The following is an 18733-nucleotide window of genomic DNA, read 5'->3' as shown; positions in this document are numbered from 1 at the left end:
AGGGCCCCAGTGTCGCACAGCCCCCTCCCTCATGCCTAAGTAGCAGTGCCAAATGCCCCGCAAAATGCTTAACTGCGCCCGCTGGAACCGCTTTTCAGCGCATTGCCCCGTATTTTCAGCCCGTGAGATTTCCATGACCACCGTAACGCTCCAAGCCGATATCAAAGCCAAATGGCCCCAAGGCCAAAGCTCCTACAGCCCTGGAAGCGCTGAAGAACTGGCGATCATTGGTATCGACCTGCTGGTCAAGGAACTGGGCACACAGGCGGCACAAGCGTTCATCGGCCAGGTATTCGAGAAATACCCGGCCGACTACATGGGCGCGCAGACGCGCGATTAAGGACCGGCCGACGAACGTCGACCGGGTCAAGCACCCTACTTCAGACGCGCCAGGCGCTCGGTCAGCAGATCGAAAAAGCCCTGGGCGTCGCCGTTCTCGACCCAGAACACATTCTTCGGCTGCTTGAGGCCGTCGTACCAGTCGACGATGGTCTGGCCGAAGGTGGGGCCCTCACGGCTGTCTACGACCATATTGGCCTCGCGACCGCTGAACAGCGAAGGCTTGAGCAGGTACGCCACCACGGTAGCGTCATGGACCGGACCACCCGGAATCCCGTAGTGCTCCATATCGCCTTTGACATACTCATTCAGAATGGCGCTGACCACCTTGCTCGCGTTGTTATTCAGGTCGGCAATCTTTTTAAGACGGGCGTCGCTGGTGAGGACCTTATGAGTCACGTCAAGCGGCAGGTAAGTCAGCTTCACACCACTTTTGAGCACAATCTCAGCCGCGACCGGATCGGCGAACAGGTTGAACTCGGCCACGGGCGTAATATTACCGCCATTGAAATGCGCGCCGCCCATCACAACGACTTCCTTGATGCCCTGGGTGATTTCCGGCGCCTGGGTCAACGCCAGCGCCAGGTTGGTCTGTGGGCCAAGCATGGCGATGGTGATGCTGTGCGGCGCGGCGGTGCTCAGGGTCTTGATCAGGTAGTCAACGGCGTTACCTTCGGCCAGGCCCTTCTTGGGCTCGTGCACGGTGACGCCGGAAATCCCTTCCTTGCCATGAATATTCTCTGCGTAGATCGGTGTGCGCAGCAGCGGTTTTGGCGCACCTGCGTACACCGGAATATCCTCGCGCCCTGCCCACTCGCGTGCCAGGCGCGCATTGCGAGAGGTCTTGTCCAGGCGCACATTGCCGGCGACGGTGGTCAGCGCACGAATCTTCAACTCCTCCGGCGAGGCCATGGCAAACAGCAACGCCACCACATCATCGGCCCCTGGGTCGGTGTCGATGATCAGGTCGATTTTTTCCGCCGCTTGGGCGCTTGCAGCAGTGAGCGCGGACAAAAGCAGAACACTCCGGAACAGATTTTTCAGGGTAGGTAGACCACGTTGCATAAAACACTCCTTGTCATAGGGGTACGCTAGAAGGTTACGCCGGACACCAGCGCGATATTGCAATAAGGTTGGCACTCGCCCGTGCGCACGACCGCACGGGCATTGCGGCTCAGTTGCTTGAATTGATCATGGCTGAGCAGGCGCCTCTCACCCAGCGCCGCCTGCTCTGCGAGCGCATCAAGCTCGCCCAGTGCAGGCGGTTGTTTAAGCAGGATTTCCTCCGCCAGCACGTGGCTTTCAACCTGCATTTCGCTCAGCACGATGCGCAAGGTGCTGATGAAATCCGGAATACCCTGGGTCAGCGCCAGGTCGATCAGCTCCACGCCGGGAGGCACCGGCAGACCCGCATCACCGATAACCAGGATGTCACCATGGCCCAGCGATGCGATGACCCGCGACAGGGCGATATTCAGCAAAGGTGTCTTTTTCATGAGGGCACAAAACCTTGTACGTCTTGCAGTGTAGGAATGGATGGCTGAGCACCGGCACGGGTCACTGACAACGCCGCCGCCACCTGGCCGAAACGGATCGCCTCGGCCTCGCTCTTGCCTGCGGCCAGCGCGGCGGCAAAGCCACCGACAAAGGTATCGCCGGCGGCCGTGGTATCGACCGCCTTGACCTTCGGTGCCACCCAGTGTTCGAAGCCTTTACCGTCGGCAAACAGTGCTCCCTGGGCGCCAAGGGTGATGATGACCTTGCCCGCTCCCGCCTTGATCAGCGCGGTCGCGGCGACCTTGGCGCTGTCGAGCGAGTCGACCGTCACACCGCTGAGGGCGGTGGCCTCACTTTCATTGGGGATCAGGTAATCGATCGAGTGATACCACTCGGCAGGCAACGGTGCGCTTGCCGGGGCGGGGTTGAGAATGACTGTCTTGCCCAGCTCACGCCCCCGCTTGAGCGCCTGCCCAACGGTATCCATCGGCACCTCAAGCTGACAGATGATCACATCTGCCGCCTGTAACACCGCGTCGCAGCTTTTCAGAGACGCTGGCGTCAACTGGTCGTTGCTGCCCGCCACAATCACAATGGCGTTCTGGCTGCTGTCATCCACCACGATCAACGCCACACCGCTGGAGCCTTCCACGGCACTGACCGCCTGGCAATCGACCCCCTCCACCAGCAGCGCATCACGCAATTGGCTGCCGTAGGCGTCAGTGCCGACACAACCGACCATCGCGACATCCGCCCCCAGACGAGCCGCTGCGACGGCCTGGTTCGCGCCCTTGCCGCCGGGAACGGTGGAAAACGTCTGGCCGATCAGGGTTTCACCGGCACGTGGCAAACGACTGGCGCGAGTCACCAGGTCCATGTTCAAGCTGCCTATTACCACTACTTTTGCTGGCATACATCAGTACTCATCAATTCGGTTCAGCGGTATTGGGCGAACACATCGGCCAATGGCGCGGTCGACTCACGCAAAACAATGCTGGGCGTCACGATGCGTTGATCGATCGGCAGTTGGGGGGTTGCTATTCGTTGCAGTAATAATTCGGCCGCCGTCTCACCCAATTGCAGGATCGACTGCCCGACCGTCGTCAGCGCGGGGTAGACATAGCGCCCCATCTGAATGTCATCGAAACCGATCACCGACAGTTCGCCCGGCACACGCAGATTGCGCTCCGCGGCGGCGCGCAGCACGCCAAAACCAATCATATCGTTGCTGGCGAAAATCGCACTGGGCGGGTTTCCCGACAACAACTGCACGGCTGCGGCATAACCTCCGGTGCTGGTGAAGTCACTTACCAGGATACGGCTGGCCGACACTTCGACGCCCGCCTCGCGCAACGCGCGCTGGTAACCCGCCAGACGCATCTGTGCTACCCGGGTATGCACCGGACCACCGATACAGGCGATGTCCCGATGCCCCAGTTCCAGCAGGTGGCGGGTGGCGAGATAAGCGCCCTCTTCGTGATCGATGCGTACCAGATCGACATCAATGCCATCCAACGCCCGGTCGACAATCACCATGGGCGTGCGCACCGCACTCAAGCCGGCGGCAAGACCACTGTCATCGCCGCCCACGGACGTCACGATCAAGCCGTCGACGCGTTTTTCCAGCAACACGCGCAAATAACTGCGCTGTTTTTCAGCGTCGTCGTCGGAGTTGCAGAGAATCACGCAATAGCCATTGCGCTCGCAGTAATCCTCGATGCCCCGCGCCAGCTCCGCAAAGTACGGGTTGAGGCTATTGGGCACCAGCAAGCCAATGGTGGCCGTGGTCTTGGCCTTGAGCGAGCGCGCAACGGCGCTGGGCACGTAGTCCAACTGCTTGATCGCCGCCTCGACTTTGACGCGTACCGGCTCGCTGACCGGGCGCGTCTTGTTCACCACATGGGACACCGTGGTATAGGAAATACCCGCAAGCGCCGCCACATCCTTGATCGTTGCCATGGTTCAGCCCCGCCGACTGGCGCGCTGGCTGCGATAGGTATCGAGGACCACGGCAATCACAATGACAGCACCGGTAATGATGCGTTTAGTGGGTTCCGTAGCACCGATCTGCGCAAGGCCAGCCGCCAGCACCGAAATAATCAACACCCCGAAAAAGGTACTGATGACCGAACCGCGCCCACCCATAAGGCTGGTACCGCCGATCACCACAGCGGCGATCACTTGCAGCTCCAGGCCGGAACCGGCGTTCGGGTCTGCCGCTTCAAGGCGCGAGATCTGGAACAACGCCGCAACACCGGCCAACAACCCCATCAGGCTGAATACCAGGATTTTGTAGGGCTTGGGATTGATCCCCGCCAGACGCACAGCCTCCTCGTTTGTGCCGATACCAATGAGGTAGCGACCGAATACCGTTCGGGTCAACACCAGTTGCGCCGCGATGATCACCAGCAATGCAATGATGAACGACGGAGAAATACCAAAGGCAATCGGGTTGGATAACCAGGCAAACGAGTCACCGATGTAAGCGGTGCGCGAGCCGGTCATCTGATAGGCCACGCCCCGCGCCATTTCCAGCACACCGAGCGAGACGATGAACGACGGAATCCGCCAGGCCACGGTGATCGAGCCGGTGATAGTGCCGGCCAGCGCCGCGCAACCCATGCCGAGTATGGCGGCCGGCAACACGCTCCAGCCCCAGCCGAGAATCGCCACGCTGACCGCCGATGCGGCCAACGCCAGCACCGAGCCCACCGACAGGTCGATACCGCCGATGATCAGGATGAAGGTCATGCCCACCGCCAGCACCATCAGGTCCGGAATCTGGTTGGCCAGGGTGCTGAAGGTGTCATAGGACAGGAAGTGGTCGCTGAGCACCGAGAACAGCGCAATCATCGCCAGCAAGGCACCGGCCAGGCCCAGGTAGGTACCCAGGCCGTAGAAGTTACCGCCGGTTTTGCCGGGGGAAGTTGTTGTTTTCATGGGGTATCCCTAAGCACTGCATCGTTGAGCAGCGCATCACGTTTTTGATAGCCGGCAAAGGCGGCGGCAAGCAGCTCGTCCTGGGTCCAGCTGTCGCGCTCGAAGGTTTCGATCAGGCGTCCGGCGGAGAGCACGCCGATCCGATCACAGATCAGCATCAGCTCTCGCAGATCGCTGGACACCACCACCAGCGCCTTGCCCTGGCGAGTCAGCTCGCCCAGCAAGGCATAGATGTCAAACTTGGCACCAACGTCGATGCCACGGGTCGGTTCGTCGAACAGCATCACCGCACAATCGCGCTCCAGCCAGCGACCAATCACGACTTTCTGCTGGTTGCCACCCGACAGCTCGCTGACCAATTGCGCCGGGCTGGAGCTGCGGATGCGCATGGCATCTACCTGACGCTTGGCCAAGGCGGTTTCGTCACGGTTGTTCACCACGCCACCACCGGAAATCTTGGGCATGTTGCCCAGCGCGATGTTGGCGCTGATGGATTGGGTCAGCAGCAAACCTTCACCTTTGCGGTCCTCGGTGATCAAGGCAATCCCATGCTCCACCGCGTCCACTGGCGAACGAATGCTCACTACCTGGGCAGGCGAGCCCAGGGCAATGGTGCCGCTGTCGGCCAGGTCGGCACCAAAGATCAGGCGCAACAGCTCAGTGCGGCCGGCGCCGATCAAGCCGGAGATGCCATAGATTTCGCCGGCGCGCACTTCAAAGGACACATCGCGAACCTTGTCCGAACGGGTCAGCCCTTTCACGGTCAAGGCGGGACCACCAATGGTCCGCGGGCCCAGGTCAATCTGCTCACCCAACTCACGGCCCACCATCAGGGTGACCAGTTGCTCGCTGTTGTAGTTGGCCATCGGCTCGACGCAGACCAGCTTGCCATCACGCAGTACCGCAATGCGCTGGGCAACACGGGCCAGTTCCTCGAGCCGGTGCGAAATGTAGATGATCGCCACGCCGCGAGCCTGCAAGCGGGTGATTTGCTCGAACAGCATCTCGACTTCACGCGCGGTGAGCATGGCCGTGGGCTCGTCGAGGATCAGCACATGGCAATCGCCGATCAGGTTGCGCGCAATCTCGACCATTTGTTGATGCCCGATACCCAGGCTGCCGACGAGTGTATCCGGGTCGATGGCGTCCAGGCCAACCTGGGCCATGGCTTCGATTGCGGCCGTGCGCAGTTGCTTGCGGCTGATCCAGCCGCACCGGCTGGGCAGGTTATCCAGGAACAGGTTTTCGGCCACGGTCAGCGTCGGCAGCAAGTTGAGTTCCTGCATGACCATGCGCACGCCCAGCTCTTCGGCCTGGGTACGGCTGGCCGGGCGGTAATCCTGACCGTTGAACTGCATGTGCCCGGTGGTCGGCGTGACCAAGCCGCCGATAATCTTCGACAGCGTGCTTTTACCTGCACCGTTCTCACCGGTCAGCGCCAGCACTTCCCCGCGATTGAGCGTCAGGGTGATGTCGGCCAGAACCGGTTGGGCATAGGTTTTGCCGATACCGCTGACCGAGAGGACAGCGTTCGGGGCGGAAGATGACATAGGAAAATCTCCAGGCGCCCGCTCAGGACGAGCGGACGCTGTTGGGTACTGCCAGGATTACTTCTTGAGGACGAGTTCGACAGGGGTTTCGATCACGCCGTCTTTGGCATCGACTTTCTCACCCTTGACCAGCTTGAGCGCGTTCTGGATACCGAATACGGCTTGCTGGGCAGCAGCCTGGTCGGCGGTCGCTAGTACACGACCGTCTTGCAGCATCGGCTTGATGGCTTCGATGTTGTCATAGCCGACCACCTGCACTTTGCCAGTCTTGCCTGCGGCACGCACGGCAGACACAGCGCCCAGCGCCATGTTGTCATTGCCGGCCAGCAGTGCCTTGAGGTCTGGGTGTTCGCTCAACATGGCGGACGCCACTTTCTGGCCCTGGTCGATTTCCCAGTTGCCGGACTGGGTGGAAACGATCTTCATACCGGCAGCGTCCATCGCATCCTTGAAGCCCGCGGTGCGCTGCTGGGCATTGGTGGTGGTGGGTACGCCTTCGATGATCGCGACTTTGTCACCCGAGGCCAGGTGCTTGGCCAGGTAATCGCCTACCAGCTTGGCGCCTTTGCGGTTGTCCGGGCCTACGAACGGAATGTCGAGGTTTTTGCTTTTCAGGACGTCAGGGTCCAGGCGGTTATCAATATTGACGACCTTGATGCCCGCGTCCGAAGCCTTCTTCAGCACGGTAACCAGCGCCTTGGAGTCAGCAGGAGCAATCACGATGGCGTTAACCTTGGCCAGGATCATCTGGTTGACGATATCGATCTGCGCGCTGGTATCGGTTTCGTTCTTGATGCCGTTGGTGATCATGTCGAAGTCGGCGGCGTGGGCTTTCTGGTAGTCCTTGGCACCGTCTTGCATCGTGACGAAAAATTCATTGGCGAGGGACTTCATGACCAGGCCGACCTTGGGTTTGGCGGCGGCATCATCGGCAAATGCAGAGGAGAGAGGCAGGGCAGCGGATGCGGTGGCAAGCACAGCGACAGCAAGAAGGCGTCCAGCAAATGGCAGCTTCATGGGTTCACTCCGATCTTATGATTATTGTGAGCAACGCTTGCACCGAAACCCTCTTCGGCAGCCGCCCCACCCGGGGGGCTGAAACGAGCGGTCACGACACACCAGAGGCGCTTCGTGAAACATCTCGCAAACGTTTGCGTTATTCAAACTATGAGAACCTTGTCGAGGTTTGTCAACGGGGTAATCCGTCTTTCATCCAAGGTCCTCGGCGCCGCAGTTGCGCACCCTGAGATGTGTTTGAACATCGCCTCACCAGGTCCTGCGACGAAACGACAGGCTGTGACACCGAGGCCATGCGGGAGCCAGGAATATTCCGTCATCTTTTTCGGACAACCGAACGAAATACCCGCGCACTGTTCGGAAAGCCGGACAAACGCCCTTTTCGCAACGTCAAAAATTCAAATTAAGTTGTTTTAAATCAATACGTTAATTTATATCCCTGCGCACAATCGGCCTGGTACAAATCCTGCTCTTTCTCAGCACCCGAGGCGTTCAGAGTCGCCCGGGTGTTCTGGATGAAACTGCCACCGCACTCATCAAAAACCAGAGAGAAAAATAATGAAATCTGCATTGAAGAACTTTGTTCCGGGCGCCCTCGCCCTTCTGCTGCTGTTCCCTGTTGCCGCCCACGCAAAAGAAGTTGAAACCAAGACCAAACTGTCCAACGTGGTGATCCTCGCCACCGGCGGTACCATCGCCGGCGCTGGCGCCAGTGCCGCGAACAGCGCCACCTATCAGGCAGCCAAAGTCGGCATCGAACAATTGATCGCCGGCGTTCCCGAGCTCTCCCAGATCGCCAACGTGCGTGGCGAACAAGTGATGCAGATCGCCTCCGAAAGCATCAACAACGAAAACCTGCTGCAACTGGGCCGCCGCGTGGCCGAACTGGCCGACAGCAAGGACGTTGACGGCATCGTGATCACCCACGGTACCGACACCCTCGAAGAAACCGCCTACTTCCTGAACCTGGTGGAAAAAACCGACAAGCCAATCGTGGTGGTCGGTTCCATGCGCCCAGGCACCGCGATGTCCGCGGACGGCATGCTTAACCTGTACAACGCCGTGGCCGTGGCCGGCAGCAAGGATGCGCGTGGCAAGGGCGTGCTGGTGACCATGAACGACGAGATCCAATCGGGTCGCGACGTCAGCAAAATGATCAACATCAAGACCGAAGCGTTCAAGAGCCCATGGGGCCCGCTGGGCATGGTAGTGGAAGGCAAATCCTACTGGTTCCGCCTGCCAGCCAAGCGCCACACCATGGATTCGGAGTTCGACATCAAGACCATCAAGAGCCTGCCTGACGTTGAAATTGCCTACGGCTACGGCAACGTAAGCGATACCGCCTACAAAGCATTGGCCCAGGCTGGCGCCAAAGCCATCATCCACGCCGGTACGGGTAATGGTTCGGTATCGTCCAAGGTCGTTCCAGCGCTGGTGGAACTGCGCAAGCAAGGCGTGCAGATCATTCGCTCCTCCCACGTCAACGCCGGCGGCATGGTGCTGCGTAACGCCGAACAGCCGGACGACAAATACGACTGGGTCGCCGCCCTTGACCTGAACCCACAGAAAGCCCGCATCCTGGCAATGGTTGCCCTGACCAAGACCCAGGACAGCAAGGAACTGCAACGGATGTTCTGGGAATACTGATTCCTGGTGACAGCGCGGTAGAGACAGATACGTCTGCCTCTACCCACTCGTAGGCCCCGCGATAAAAATCCCCCCGCCCTACCCCGAGAAACCAGCGCCACCGACAGCATCGGAATGACGCTGTCATAACGTCAGTTGCCCGTTGTTTTCTCAGTGTCTAAGTGTTCTTTGAGCATCCATATGTCTTTCCCACAGCTACCAAGAGCGCGGGCTTGAAGCCTGTCGCGGGAGATGCCTTAATAAGCAAGCTAACAGTTTCAATATTATTGAGCCCACAATGACGTACGCAAACAAAAGCCTGGATAACTCGACTTCGCGCTCATCCGAACATCTCTTGAGACACCTTAAAACCCACGGCACATGCAGTACGGTGGATTTGTCAAAGGTGCTGGGGGTGACATCCGAAGCGGTGCGCCAACAAATGGTCAAGTTGGTCGAACAAGGCTTGGTCGATAGCGTGGTCTCACGCTCAGGCGTTGGTCGCCCCAAACAGCTATGGCAGTTGACTGATTCCGGTCATGCGCGATTTCCCGATACGCACGCCCAACTCACCGTGCAAATCATCGAATCGGTGACGCTGTTGTTTGGCCAGGGGGGCATAGATCAAGTCATCGAACTACGCGGCTCGCAACAATTAGCCGAGTATCAAGCGCAACTGGCATCGGCGAGTTCCTTGGCCGAACGCGTCAAGCGACTGGCCAATGCGCGAGATGCGGAAGGCTATATGGCACGGGTTGAGAGCGATGGTGATGATTTTTTATTGATCGAGGACCATTGCCCGATTTGCGCCGCCGCAACCAAATGCCAAGGATTCTGCGCATCAGAACTGTCGCAATTTCAAATGCTGATGCAGGGCTGGGGCCAGGTGACGCGCGAAGAGCATTTACTGCGTGGCGGTCGCCGCTGCGTGTACCGCATCCGTAAATTGGCCGACCGATAGACCACTGGAACCTTGAATACCCCGCCTTCCAGAACCTCTTGAATTTTAAGTAGTTGCGAAAACGCCCACAGTTAAATACTGTATGTGCGTACAGCCTACCAAGGAATTCTCTGTGGCAAAGTCCTCTTCCGCAGCGCCCACACCGCCAGACGCCTACGAACACCTGGCGCTGCGCGTGCAAAAAATCATCAATTCAACCAACGCCCAAAAAGCTAAGGCAGCGTTGATCTTCCGTCTGCCGGATGAGCCTGTGGATGAGTGGGAGCGCCTGCTGGAAGAGATCGCCGAAAACGATAACGTCACCCTCGCCTATCGGGATGACGGTGGCGTGCAGATTTTCTGGGTTGTGCCGAAGGAAGATTGATTGAATGAGTGTCCGTTTTATCGCTGTGTGCTGCCTGTTTTTTGCCCTCACCGCCAACGCCCAAGCCCCTAGAACCTTCAGCGAAGCCAAGAAAATCGCCTGGAAGCTCTACGCTCCGCAATCCACCGAATTTTATTGCGGCTGCAAATACACCGGTAACCGGGTGGACCTGAAAGCCTGTGGTTACATCCCACGCAAAAATGCCAACCGCGCCGCGCGTATTGAGTGGGAACATATTGTACCGGCCTGGCAAATTGGGCATCAGCGCCAATGCTGGCAAAATGGCGGGAGAAAAAACTGCACGCGCCACGATGATGTGTTCAAGCGGGCCGAGGCGGACCTGCACAACCTGGTGCCGAGTATCGGCGAAGTGAATGGCGACCGTAACAACTTCAGCTTCGGCTGGCTGCCAGTGCAAAGCGGGCAATACGGCTCATGCCTGACCCAAGTGGACTTCAAGGCCAAGAAGGTCATGCCACGACCGTCGATTCGCGGAATGATCGCACGCACGTATTTTTATATGAGCAAACAATACGGGTTACGCCTGTCAAAACAGGATCGCCAGCTGTACGAAGCCTGGAACAAGACCTATCCGGTACAGACCTGGGAGCGCCAGCGTAACCAGACAGTTGCCTGCGTGATGGGCCGCGGCAATGAATTTGTCGGCCCGGTGAACTTGAAAGCCTGCAGTTGAACGTGGGCGGTATTCCCGCCCAGCCCGCCTACTATGGCGCGGCCTTGTGCTCGATGACTTGCGACTCGGTGTCGTTCTTCTTGGCGCGGGCCAGCTTTTCAGTCAGCAGTGCCTGCTTGGCTTCGGCCTCAGCTTTGCTGGCGAACGGCCCCAGAAACACCTCGTCCTTACCGTCCACTTTCACAATATAAAAACTGAAGCCGTGTTCCAGCAACCACGCGGTCAGGTCGGTGATCGCCTGCAGTTTGTGATCCGGCGGGCCTACCCACACATCCCATTCCTGAGCGGCAATCGCGCCGGTTTGTGGCTGGCTTTCGGTCACGGCAGGCTTGGCCTTGGGGGCATCGACAGGTTTGCCTTCACCGCAACCGGTCAATGCCAACACCGCAATTGCCATCGCTACTTTACGCACTGCCCTGCTCCTTTGAGGATAAAGAGGCAACTTTACCATTCACTGTCTATTCTGGCCGTCATAAACGTTGGCTTAAACAATGCGAATGATGTACCGCAGACCTGTATGATGCCGCCATGGGAATTAATGTCGCCTCTATGCGTCCTAAAAGAGGCAGTCACAGGGAAGCGCTTAGCAGTAAGCTACACACATCTGACACCTACCCTGTCTGGAACATGTGTCCTTAAAAGTAATCAAGGAGAAGTCCATGCTTATACTCACCCGCAAAGTCGGTGAAAGCATAAACATCGGTGATAACATTACGATCACCATCCTGGGCGTCAGCGGCCAGCAAGTTCGAATCGGCATCAACGCTCCCAAGGACGTCGCCGTGCATCGTGAGGAGATTTATCAGCGCATCCAGGCCGGCCTCACCGCGCCGGACAAAAACCAGACGCCTTGAAGCGCCCCGAGTAGCCAGCCTTTTCGTTCACAGTGACGGCTGGCGAAAACCCATTCAGCCTGCTCGCGTATGCTTACGCGTTCAGCGCGCCTCCTGCATTTCCCTCGCGGTGAGATAAAACTGTCATAAAGCCTGGAACTTGCGGCGTTATTCGTAGCCGAACCTTCTGACAATCACCCTGCCATCTGTCTGTGTGCATTCAGGAGCACGTCGATGAGGCATCGAGCAACGCCGCCGCTTATTTCCAGATCCTGGATGATCACTCTGTTGATAGGGCTGGTTTTTCTGGCTGCCGGATATGGCCTGAGGTTCGAAATTGACCGCGTCAGCGATCCCGGCACTCACTCTTCGCTGGAACTGGCGTTACTGCTCTGTGGCTACTTGCTGGTGTTTTGCATCAGGCCGATCCAAAAGACTGTTTTGCGCAAGTTGTGCCAACGCGCGGCCCATCGTGAGTATCGAAAAACCACACGCTGACGTTGCCACGCTAGCAGATTGCCGGTATTTACAGACCCACAGTAGCACCTATGCTTGGGCTGGCGCGGACAGTGAAAGGTGCTAAAAGCCGATGGACACCCTCAGCAAATCTCAAATCGAACAAGCGCTGGCGGCACGCCTGCCCAGCTACACGGTGACCTGCACGCTGCATGCTGACGGCACCCTTTCAGCCATTCTCAGCGGCCCGGAAACCGACCACTTTGCGATTACCGGAATCGTGCGCGCGCACTATCGCGGCACTGAAGCCATTGCCCGGCTCGCCAACGAGATACTCAGGGAAATGGTGCTCTCCCGCCAGGGAATGAGAAGCAGCCGGTTACAAGCGTCAACCGACCTGTGTGAAGACCACCGAGGCCGATGACCGACTCGGTGTATTCAGATCACCTTGCCAACGGCCTCAAAGACAACCAGCCGTCAGCATCACACCGGGCTTCTAATCCCTCATACCCTGCTATGCAAGCATGCGCTGTCGCCAGGGGCGTGAGGTGCGTTGAGGTGACCACCATCACATCCGCTCCCGCAGCCTCCCCAGCTCGGATCCCTACGGCAGCATCCTCGAACACCAGACAATCCTGTACCGGCACGCCCAAGCGCTGCGCGCCGAGCACATAACAGGCGGGGTCAGGTTTGCCGCGCGCGACATCTTCGGCCGTCACCAATACTACGGGCGCAGCAATGCCCGCCGCCTCCAACCGACGCAATGCCAACGCCTTGGGTGCCGAGGTCACCAGCGCCCATCGATCGCTTGGCAGACTGTTCAGAAACTCGACTGCACCGGGAATTGCCACAACACCCTGCACATCGTCGATTTCAGCCTCGGTGATCCACTGCGCTTCGACCTCCGGATCAATGCCCGGCAACGCCTGGCGGGTGATGGTATCGATGGCCCTGGCACCATGGATCGTGGCGAGGAACGCCTCGACCTCCAAGCCATGCCGCGTCGCCCAGCGGCTCCACACACGTTCGGCAGCGGCAATGGAATTGAGCAGGGTCCCATCCATATCGAACAGAAAGGCACGGTAGCGTTGGGTCAGTAAGGAGGGGCCTGGAGCGGACACTGCTGGTTTTCCTTCTATTGGCGAACATTGGCTGACCCCGATGCAATCTACGGATCACGCGATTGCATCGCAACCTCGAAATAAAGCGGCAGGCCGCCCATCCCCCCCGGCCTGAAACGTTACGCGCCCCAAAAATCACCTCTCTGATCCTCGAAACCTTCGAGCCTCAGGCACTTCATTACAAACTTGTCATGATTCTGTTGGTTGGCTGTTCGGGGTGCCTGGTTACCGTGAACTCACTGCCGGAACCTGGCAGCCATCCCTTGGAAAGAGACACCATCATGAAACTGTTGACCCTCGGCTTTGCCACCTTGCTCGCCACCGGTTCGGCATTCGCCGCCGACACTGCCCCTGCAACAAACGTGATCCACGACAAAACCGGCTTCTTCGTTCACCTGGACATCGACAAAGTGTTATCGAGCACCGACACCTACGGGCAGTGCGGCATTGTCCCCGCTCGTCTCAACTACCTGGACCATCAGGGCCGCGAACACGTACTCGACTACCAGGTGCAAGGCATCGGTTGTGCCAGTGAGAATTGATCGGGCTACACTTGCGCCACACATCGAACCAAGGCACCTGCCATGAATATCCTCGTAGTCGAAGACGAACCCAAGGCCGGCAACTACCTGCTCAACGGACTGCGGGAGTTGGGTTACTCGGTGAGCCTCGCCCGTGACGGTGTCGATGGACTGCATCAAGCGCTGGAAGCGCCATTCGATGTGATCGTGCTGGATGTGATGATGCCGAAAATGGACGGTTGGGAAGTGCTGCGCCGCCTGCGCAAGGAAGCCGATACGCCGGTGCTGTTTCTCACCGCCCGCGATGACATTGCCGACCGCATCAAGGGCCTGGAGCTGGGCGCCGATGACTATCTGATCAAGCCCTTCTCGTTCGCCGAGCTGGTGGCGCGCCTGCGCACCCTGACCCGCCGTGGCCCCAGTCGCGAAGAAGAACAGCTGCAAATCGCCGACCTGCAAATTGACGTCCTGAAACGCCGTGTCACCCGTGCCGGTACGCGCATCACGCTGACCAATAAAGAGTTTGCCCTGCTGCACCTGTTCGCGACTCATCAAGACCAGGTGTTATCACGCTCGATGATTGCCTCGCGGGTGTGGGACATGAACTTCGACAGTGACACCAACGTGGTGGACGTTGCCGTACGGCGCCTGCGCTTGAAAATCGATGATCCGTTCCAGCTCAAACTGATTCACAGCGTGCGGGGCATCGGCTACCGCTTCGATACCCAGCCATGAGCAACCGTCGCCATTATTCACTGACCCTGCGCCTGGCGCTGATCTTCGCCTTGCTCGCCTTCGCCCTGCTCGCCACGTTAGGCGTAGCGCTTTACCGCGAGCTGGAACGTGAACTGATCAAGCGTGACGACGCTTCGCTGATCTATCGCGCCGACCAACTGCGCAAACTACTCAACGACAGCAACACCCTGGACCTGATCAAGACCAAGCCGGAGCTGTTCCAGAACATGCTGGGCAACAGCGAGTCGGTGCTGAGCATCGCAGCACCTGGCCAGAAGCCCTTGCTGCTGGTCAACCCGGGAAACATTGAAATACCGTCCGTGCCCCCGGCGCCCAAAGACCGCGAGCTGGGCTTCGCCGACGTGCACCATCTGCCCGGTGTAAATGGCGTGCCCTTCGCCACCGTCGCTGCGTCGATCGACTCGGGAGACCTTGGCAGCCTGCAGGTCACCACCGGGCGCCTGATGACCGAACGCACCAGCATGCTCGCCAGCTATCGCTTGAACGTGTTTATCCTGGCAAGCATCGCCGCGATCATCCTCGCGGTGGTGGGTTACCTGCTCGTACACCGTGGCCTGCTGCCGTTACGTCGCCTGGCCAGGCACACTCAAGGCATCGGCGTGGGCAACCTGGCCGAACGGCTCGATAGCCACGGCACGCCGAAAGAACTGTTGCCCATGATCGATGCCTTCAACACCATGCTCGAAAGACTGGCCAAAGGCTTTGTGCAGTTGGGCCAGGTGTCTACCGATATGGCGCATGAACTGCGCACACCGATCAACAATTTGCTGGGAGAAACCCAGGTGGCCCTGCAACAAGGCCGCAGTATTGAAAGCTATCAACAACTGCTGGCCTCCAATGTCGAAGAGCTTGAGCGCCTGGCACGGATGCTCGACAACATGCTGTTTCTGGCTCGCACCGACCCCGCCATCGCGCTGCGCCAACGTCAGGAGTTGAGCGCGGCGGATGAAGTGGAACGCATCGCAGATTACTTCGAAGGGCTGGCCGGTGATGTGCACATGCCCATTGTTGCTGCGGGCGAAGGGGTGATCTGGGCTGAACCGATGCTGCTGCGGCGTGCCTTGGCGAACCTGTGCGCCAACGCCATCAAGTACGGCGCGCCGGGCTCGGAACTGAGCATCCAGGCGATCCCTGATGACGCGGGCATCCATCTGAAGGTGAGCAACCACGGCCAGACCATTCCCGCCGAGCATCTGCCTCGCTTGTTCGAACGGTTTTACCGGGTGGATGAATCCCGCGAACGGTCGTCCCAGTCCAACGGACTGGGGCTGTCGATCGTGGCAACCATCATGCACTTGCATAACGGGCGATACCGCGTGAGCAGTGAAGATGGCGTGACGTGCTTTGAGTTGTTTTTCCCTGGCCGTGAGGTCTGAGGGAAAGCCCGTCGTCAGCTTACCTGACCACCGCCCAGCACGATGTCGACGTGGGTTTGCCAGGCTGCCGAAACCGCAACACGCAGCCCCTCCACTACCGTCGATAACGCCATCGACGGCTCGCCCGATTCAGGCAGGCCCGGTACATGAATAAACCCACTGCGCACCGCAGACCCCGCCAGTGCATGCTGCAACCGATAAAACACCTGGTTGCACACAAACGTCCCCGCTGTCTGCGAAACCGAGGCCGCAATACCCGCCTCGCGCACCGCCCTGACCATGCTCTTGATCGGCAATGTCGAGAAGTACGCAGCCGGGCCGCCGTCCAGCACTGGCGTATCAATCGGCTGCGCCCCAAGATTGTCGGGAATGCGCGCATCGTTAACGTTGATCGCAATACGCTCGATGGAAATATCGCTACGCCCAGGGCCCAAGCCCGTGGCGATGACCATGACCGGGTGCAATTCGTGGATCCACCGGAGCAGGCTCTCGGCAGCGGTGGCGAATGCGCAGGGCAAGCAACGCGCAACTATCTGCACATTCTCGCTCAACAGCACGCCATCCAACTGGCGCACGGCCTCCCACGAGGGGTTCACCCGGTCGTTATCAAAAGGCTCGAAGCCCGTCAGCAGCACAATTTGCATAGTGGCCTCACATCAACAGGTAGAGCAGCACGATATTGACCAGAAGCATCATCAATGCAGTCGGTATCTGCGCCTTGATCACCGCATTTTTATCGGGCAACTCCAGTAAAGCCGCCGGAACGATATTGAAGTTGGCCGCCATCGGCGTCATCAGCGTTCCGCAGTAGCCGGAAAACATACCGATGGCGGCCATCACCGCCGGGTTGCCGCCGTAAATTCCCACCAGTACCGGCACGCCGACACCGCCGGTCATGACAGGGAACGCGGCAAACCCATTGCCCATGATCACGGTAAACAAGGCCATGCCCAGCACATAAACCATCACCGCCACCCACTTGTAATCCAGGTTGATATAGGTGGTAGTGACGTGGGCGACCGCAGTGCCTACCCCGGCCTCGTTGAACAGCAACCCGAGCATTGCCAGCATCTGCGGCAATACCATGGCCCAGCCTAGGGCTTCGGTCAGACGGCGCGATTCACGCAAGGCTTGTACCGGCGTATCACGGGTCAGCCAGCAGGCCAGGCCAAGCGCAATCAGGCAGCCGATGCCCAGGGAGACAAAGGTTGTATTCTTCGGGTCCAGCAGCGGTACACCGCCAACTTCGGTGTGCTTGAGCAATACCGAGCCGATCACCGTGGTCAGCGGTATGGCCAACGCCGGGATAAACAGCTTGTGGCCCAGGCGCCCGGCACTGGCGCGGGAAGCCTTGTCGTGCAGCTCGGCGTGCTGGCCACGGCCAACGCCGCCCAGACCCGCGATCAACGCCATCACCACCACTCCGACGCCGATGACCACCGAGGGCAGGCGCTCCCCTGCCAGGAACGGCACGGCAAACAACAGCCAGAACACTGCGCTGGACCAACGCTTGGGGTGGGTACGGTCGAGCAGGATCATGCCCGCGGTGATCAGCAACAGGACACCCGCCAGCCAGTAAAGGTATTGAATGGAAATGATCATTGAGCGGCCTCCACCGGGACACCAGCGGGGCTCATCTCGCGGGTCAGTCGTCGATCGAAGCGATGGAGCCGGATCGCATGAATGATGAAGGCGCAGATCGCCGTCGGGATGCCCCACACCGCAATGTGCAACGGTTCCACATCAATTCCCGAACCCAGCAAAAAGGTGTGCATCAACGCAATCGCACCGAAGGCGACAAAGATGTCCTCACCAAAAAACAACCCGACGTTGTCGGTGGCGGCGCACATGGCCAGAACCTTGTGGCGCAGCTTGTCCGGTAACTTGCCAAAGCGTTTTTCCGCTGCGCCTTCGGCCATCGGCGCCAAGAGTGGCCGTACCATTTGCGGATGGCCACCCAGGCTGGTCAGCCCCATGGCCGCCGTGGACTCACGCACAAACAGATACATGATCAGCAAACGCCCGACCGTGGCACGTTCGAAGCGGGCGATCCAGTTTTGCGCATGCAGGCGCAAGCCATGGCGCTCCAACAAGCCGATCACCGCCAGCGGTAATAACAGAATCAATTGCAGGGCGCGGGTCTGAAGGAAGCCATCCCCCATGGAAGTCAGTATTTTTTCCAGCGGGAATTGGGCGGCGAGCCCGGTGGCGATGGCCGCGGCGGTGACCACCAACAGCGGATTGAAGCGCAATACAAAGCCGACCACGATGACGAGTACGCCGATCAACGGCCATAAGTTCACAACTGTTTGCATGGCGGAGAGGTCCTTTAGTGCGCGCTGCGGCGCCATTACAGCAGGATGTGAGCAAAGGGCTCACAGCATGAAAGTGGCGTGCAGTCGGCTAGGTTTTTTTATTGTTGACCTGGAAGGTCGAGCGACAGTGGCGGCATCTTTGCCGCTTGGGCCGGGGGGTGTCCAACAAGAAAAATTGTTGCTGCAAACCAATAATTTTTGTGGGTGATCGGCGCCGGTTTACCTGGCGTGGTCCAGTCGTTCAGCCCCGGCGACACCTCCATGGCCGAGAGTCGAATTCAGTCGTGAAAATTCTGGATCAGCGCCTACACTCAATAATGCAGTGCTGTATCTGGGCAAAATCCACAGCGCCAGTACCGATCAAGAG

General features: G+C 59.0%; 23 protein-coding genes. 11 read left to right on the top strand and 12 right to left on the bottom strand.

Going from position 1 to position 18733, the window contains the following annotated elements; translation table 11 throughout:
- The first annotated feature begins 133 nt into the window (after positions 1 to 133).
- Positions 134 to 340, top strand: coding sequence for a hypothetical protein (locus C9383_RS03710; protein ID WP_060756904.1), 207 nt, complete (start codon positions 134 to 136; stop codon positions 338 to 340).
- A gap of 35 nt (positions 341 to 375) precedes the next feature.
- On the opposite strand, the gene C9383_RS03705 is transcribed toward C9383_RS03710, so the two are convergent.
- Genes C9383_RS03705 through C9383_RS03675 form a run of 7 tightly spaced genes read right to left on the bottom strand, consistent with a single transcriptional unit; the run spans position 376 to position 7343 of the window.
- Positions 376 to 1404 (bottom strand): nucleoside hydrolase, encoded by a 1029-nt coding sequence (locus C9383_RS03705; RefSeq protein ID WP_090369848.1) that lies wholly within the window; start codon positions 1402 to 1404, stop codon positions 376 to 378.
- Between the two features lie 26 nt (positions 1405 to 1430).
- The gene (gene rbsD / locus C9383_RS03700) at positions 1431 to 1835 is read right to left on the bottom strand and encodes a D-ribose pyranase (RefSeq protein ID WP_060756906.1); all 405 of its coding nucleotides are present in this window, start codon (positions 1833 to 1835) and stop codon (positions 1431 to 1433) included.
- Positions 1832 to 2749: a ribokinase gene (gene rbsK / locus C9383_RS03695; RefSeq protein ID WP_060756907.1), complete on the bottom strand. Its 918-nt coding sequence runs from the start codon at positions 2747 to 2749 to the stop codon at positions 1832 to 1834. Before rbsK ends, rbsD begins: the two co-directional genes overlap by 4 nt.
- A gap of 23 nt (positions 2750 to 2772) precedes the next feature.
- Entirely contained in the window at positions 2773 to 3795 is a 1023-nt protein-coding gene (locus C9383_RS03690; protein ID WP_090369846.1) for a LacI family DNA-binding transcriptional regulator, read from the bottom strand.
- A 3-nt stretch (positions 3796 to 3798) separates the two neighbouring features.
- On the bottom strand, positions 3799 to 4776 hold the full coding sequence (locus C9383_RS03685) for an ABC transporter permease (RefSeq protein WP_090369844.1): 978 nt from the start codon (positions 4774 to 4776) through the stop codon (positions 3799 to 3801).
- Complete coding sequence (locus C9383_RS03680) at positions 4773 to 6326, bottom strand: sugar ABC transporter ATP-binding protein (protein WP_090369842.1); 1554 nt, start codon at positions 6324 to 6326, stop codon at positions 4773 to 4775. Before C9383_RS03680 ends, C9383_RS03685 begins: the two co-directional genes overlap by 4 nt.
- Before the next feature lie 57 nt (positions 6327 to 6383).
- Entirely contained in the window at positions 6384 to 7343 is a 960-nt protein-coding gene (locus tag C9383_RS03675; protein WP_090369840.1) for a sugar ABC transporter substrate-binding protein, read from the bottom strand.
- A gap of 558 nt (positions 7344 to 7901) precedes the next feature.
- On the opposite strand from C9383_RS03675, the gene C9383_RS03670 reads away from it, so the two are divergent.
- From C9383_RS03670 to C9383_RS03655, 4 genes are all read left to right on the top strand, one after another.
- Positions 7902 to 8990, top strand: coding sequence for an asparaginase (locus C9383_RS03670; RefSeq protein ID WP_090369838.1), 1089 nt, complete (start codon positions 7902 to 7904; stop codon positions 8988 to 8990).
- Between the two features lie 277 nt (positions 8991 to 9267).
- A complete protein-coding gene (locus C9383_RS03665) occupies positions 9268 to 9930 on the top strand; it encodes a helix-turn-helix transcriptional regulator (protein WP_090369836.1) in 663 nt (220 codons plus the stop codon).
- Between the two features lie 112 nt (positions 9931 to 10042).
- A complete protein-coding gene (locus C9383_RS03660; RefSeq protein ID WP_174554035.1) occupies positions 10043 to 10294 on the top strand; it encodes a DUF1654 domain-containing protein in 252 nt (83 codons plus the stop codon).
- A 4-nt stretch (positions 10295 to 10298) separates the two neighbouring features.
- A complete protein-coding gene (locus C9383_RS03655) occupies positions 10299 to 10988 on the top strand; it encodes an endonuclease (RefSeq protein ID WP_090369832.1) in 690 nt (229 codons plus the stop codon).
- A 31-nt stretch (positions 10989 to 11019) separates the two neighbouring features.
- Here C9383_RS03655 and C9383_RS03650 read toward each other — a convergent pair whose 3' ends face one another.
- Positions 11020 to 11385: an SPOR domain-containing protein gene (locus C9383_RS03650; protein WP_090369830.1), complete on the bottom strand. Its 366-nt coding sequence runs from the start codon at positions 11383 to 11385 to the stop codon at positions 11020 to 11022.
- A gap of 262 nt (positions 11386 to 11647) precedes the next feature.
- On the opposite strand from C9383_RS03650, the gene csrA reads away from it, so the two are divergent.
- The 3 genes from csrA (at position 11648) to C9383_RS03635 (ending at position 12701) form a co-directional block, all read left to right on the top strand.
- Positions 11648 to 11842, top strand: a complete 195-nt coding sequence (gene csrA / locus C9383_RS03645; protein WP_060755766.1) for a carbon storage regulator CsrA — start codon at positions 11648 to 11650, stop codon at positions 11840 to 11842.
- 213 nt (positions 11843 to 12055) lie between these two features.
- Positions 12056 to 12319: a hypothetical protein gene (locus tag C9383_RS03640; RefSeq protein WP_090369828.1), complete on the top strand. Its 264-nt coding sequence runs from the start codon at positions 12056 to 12058 to the stop codon at positions 12317 to 12319.
- A 91-nt stretch (positions 12320 to 12410) separates the two neighbouring features.
- Positions 12411 to 12701 carry a hypothetical protein gene (locus C9383_RS03635; RefSeq protein ID WP_090369826.1) on the top strand — a complete coding sequence of 97 codons (291 nt, stop codon included), beginning with the start codon at positions 12411 to 12413 and terminating at the stop codon, positions 12699 to 12701.
- A gap of 19 nt (positions 12702 to 12720) precedes the next feature.
- On the opposite strand, the gene C9383_RS03630 is transcribed toward C9383_RS03635, so the two are convergent.
- The gene (locus C9383_RS03630) at positions 12721 to 13398 is read right to left on the bottom strand and encodes an HAD family hydrolase (protein WP_060755769.1); all 678 of its coding nucleotides are present in this window, start codon (positions 13396 to 13398) and stop codon (positions 12721 to 12723) included.
- Between the two features lie 281 nt (positions 13399 to 13679).
- On the opposite strand from C9383_RS03630, the gene C9383_RS03625 reads away from it, so the two are divergent.
- The 3 genes from C9383_RS03625 to C9383_RS03615 are packed head-to-tail and all read left to right on the top strand — an operon-like array spanning position 13680 to position 16051.
- The gene (locus C9383_RS03625; protein WP_090369824.1) at positions 13680 to 13940 is read left to right on the top strand and encodes a DUF2790 domain-containing protein; all 261 of its coding nucleotides are present in this window, start codon (positions 13680 to 13682) and stop codon (positions 13938 to 13940) included.
- Positions 13941 to 13982: 42 nt separating this feature from the next.
- Positions 13983 to 14654 (top strand): heavy metal response regulator transcription factor, encoded by a 672-nt coding sequence (locus tag C9383_RS03620; RefSeq protein WP_090369822.1) that lies wholly within the window; start codon positions 13983 to 13985, stop codon positions 14652 to 14654.
- A complete protein-coding gene (locus tag C9383_RS03615; protein ID WP_090369820.1) occupies positions 14651 to 16051 on the top strand; it encodes a heavy metal sensor histidine kinase in 1401 nt (466 codons plus the stop codon). Before C9383_RS03620 ends, C9383_RS03615 begins: the two co-directional genes overlap by 4 nt.
- Positions 16052 to 16065: 14 nt before the next feature.
- Here C9383_RS03615 and pcp read toward each other — a convergent pair whose 3' ends face one another.
- The 3 genes from pcp to C9383_RS03600 are packed head-to-tail and all read right to left on the bottom strand — an operon-like array spanning position 16066 to position 18366.
- Positions 16066 to 16695: a pyroglutamyl-peptidase I gene (pcp, locus tag C9383_RS03610; RefSeq protein WP_090369819.1), complete on the bottom strand. Its 630-nt coding sequence runs from the start codon at positions 16693 to 16695 to the stop codon at positions 16066 to 16068.
- Between the two features lie 7 nt (positions 16696 to 16702).
- Positions 16703 to 17653 (bottom strand): DUF979 domain-containing protein, encoded by a 951-nt coding sequence (locus tag C9383_RS03605; protein ID WP_090369817.1) that lies wholly within the window; start codon positions 17651 to 17653, stop codon positions 16703 to 16705.
- On the bottom strand, positions 17650 to 18366 hold the full coding sequence (locus tag C9383_RS03600) for a DUF969 domain-containing protein (protein ID WP_090369815.1): 717 nt from the start codon (positions 18364 to 18366) through the stop codon (positions 17650 to 17652). The genes C9383_RS03605 and C9383_RS03600 overlap by 4 nt, the downstream gene beginning before the upstream one ends.
- Positions 18367 to 18733 lie beyond the last annotated feature (367 nt).

Origin of the sequence: Pseudomonas palleroniana (genome assembly GCF_003031675.1) — a bacterium.
GTDB lineage: Bacteria > Pseudomonadota > Gammaproteobacteria > Pseudomonadales > Pseudomonadaceae > Aquipseudomonas > Aquipseudomonas palleroniana.
Note: the sequence above shows the minus strand (reverse complement) of the source record. Positions and strands in the feature narration are given on the sequence as shown.

Excerpts from the sequence above, each read along its gene's own strand:
- C9383_RS03710 (WP_060756904.1), top strand. The coding sequence starts at position 134 with ATGACCACCGTAACGCTCCAAGCCGATATCAAAGCCAAATGGCCCCAA.
- C9383_RS03705 (WP_090369848.1), bottom strand. The coding sequence starts at position 1,404 with ATGCAACGTGGTCTACCTACCCTGAAAAATCTGTTCCGGAGTGTTCTG.
- rbsD (WP_060756906.1), bottom strand. The coding sequence starts at position 1,835 with ATGAAAAAGACACCTTTGCTGAATATCGCCCTGTCGCGGGTCATCGCA.
- rbsK (WP_060756907.1), bottom strand. The coding sequence starts at position 2,749 with ATGCCAGCAAAAGTAGTGGTAATAGGCAGCTTGAACATGGACCTGGTG.
- C9383_RS03690 (WP_090369846.1), bottom strand. The coding sequence starts at position 3,795 with ATGGCAACGATCAAGGATGTGGCGGCGCTTGCGGGTATTTCCTATACC.
- C9383_RS03685 (WP_090369844.1), bottom strand. The coding sequence starts at position 4,776 with ATGAAAACAACAACTTCCCCCGGCAAAACCGGCGGTAACTTCTACGGC.
- C9383_RS03680 (WP_090369842.1), bottom strand. The coding sequence starts at position 6,326 with ATGTCATCTTCCGCCCCGAACGCTGTCCTCTCGGTCAGCGGTATCGGC.
- C9383_RS03675 (WP_090369840.1), bottom strand. The coding sequence starts at position 7,343 with ATGAAGCTGCCATTTGCTGGACGCCTTCTTGCTGTCGCTGTGCTTGCC.
- C9383_RS03670 (WP_090369838.1), top strand. The coding sequence starts at position 7,902 with ATGAAATCTGCATTGAAGAACTTTGTTCCGGGCGCCCTCGCCCTTCTG.
- C9383_RS03665 (WP_090369836.1), top strand. The coding sequence starts at position 9,268 with ATGACGTACGCAAACAAAAGCCTGGATAACTCGACTTCGCGCTCATCC.
- C9383_RS03655 (WP_090369832.1), top strand. The coding sequence starts at position 10,299 with ATGAGTGTCCGTTTTATCGCTGTGTGCTGCCTGTTTTTTGCCCTCACC.
- C9383_RS03650 (WP_090369830.1), bottom strand. The coding sequence starts at position 11,385 with ATGGCAATTGCGGTGTTGGCATTGACCGGTTGCGGTGAAGGCAAACCT.
- csrA (WP_060755766.1), top strand. The coding sequence starts at position 11,648 with ATGCTTATACTCACCCGCAAAGTCGGTGAAAGCATAAACATCGGTGAT.
- C9383_RS03640 (WP_090369828.1), top strand. The coding sequence starts at position 12,056 with ATGAGGCATCGAGCAACGCCGCCGCTTATTTCCAGATCCTGGATGATC.
- C9383_RS03635 (WP_090369826.1), top strand. The coding sequence starts at position 12,411 with ATGGACACCCTCAGCAAATCTCAAATCGAACAAGCGCTGGCGGCACGC.
- C9383_RS03625 (WP_090369824.1), top strand. The coding sequence starts at position 13,680 with ATGAAACTGTTGACCCTCGGCTTTGCCACCTTGCTCGCCACCGGTTCG.
- C9383_RS03620 (WP_090369822.1), top strand. The coding sequence starts at position 13,983 with ATGAATATCCTCGTAGTCGAAGACGAACCCAAGGCCGGCAACTACCTG.
- C9383_RS03615 (WP_090369820.1), top strand. The coding sequence starts at position 14,651 with ATGAGCAACCGTCGCCATTATTCACTGACCCTGCGCCTGGCGCTGATC.
- pcp (WP_090369819.1), bottom strand. The coding sequence starts at position 16,695 with ATGCAAATTGTGCTGCTGACGGGCTTCGAGCCTTTTGATAACGACCGG.
- C9383_RS03605 (WP_090369817.1), bottom strand. The coding sequence starts at position 17,653 with ATGATCATTTCCATTCAATACCTTTACTGGCTGGCGGGTGTCCTGTTG.
- C9383_RS03600 (WP_090369815.1), bottom strand. The coding sequence starts at position 18,366 with ATGCAAACAGTTGTGAACTTATGGCCGTTGATCGGCGTACTCGTCATC.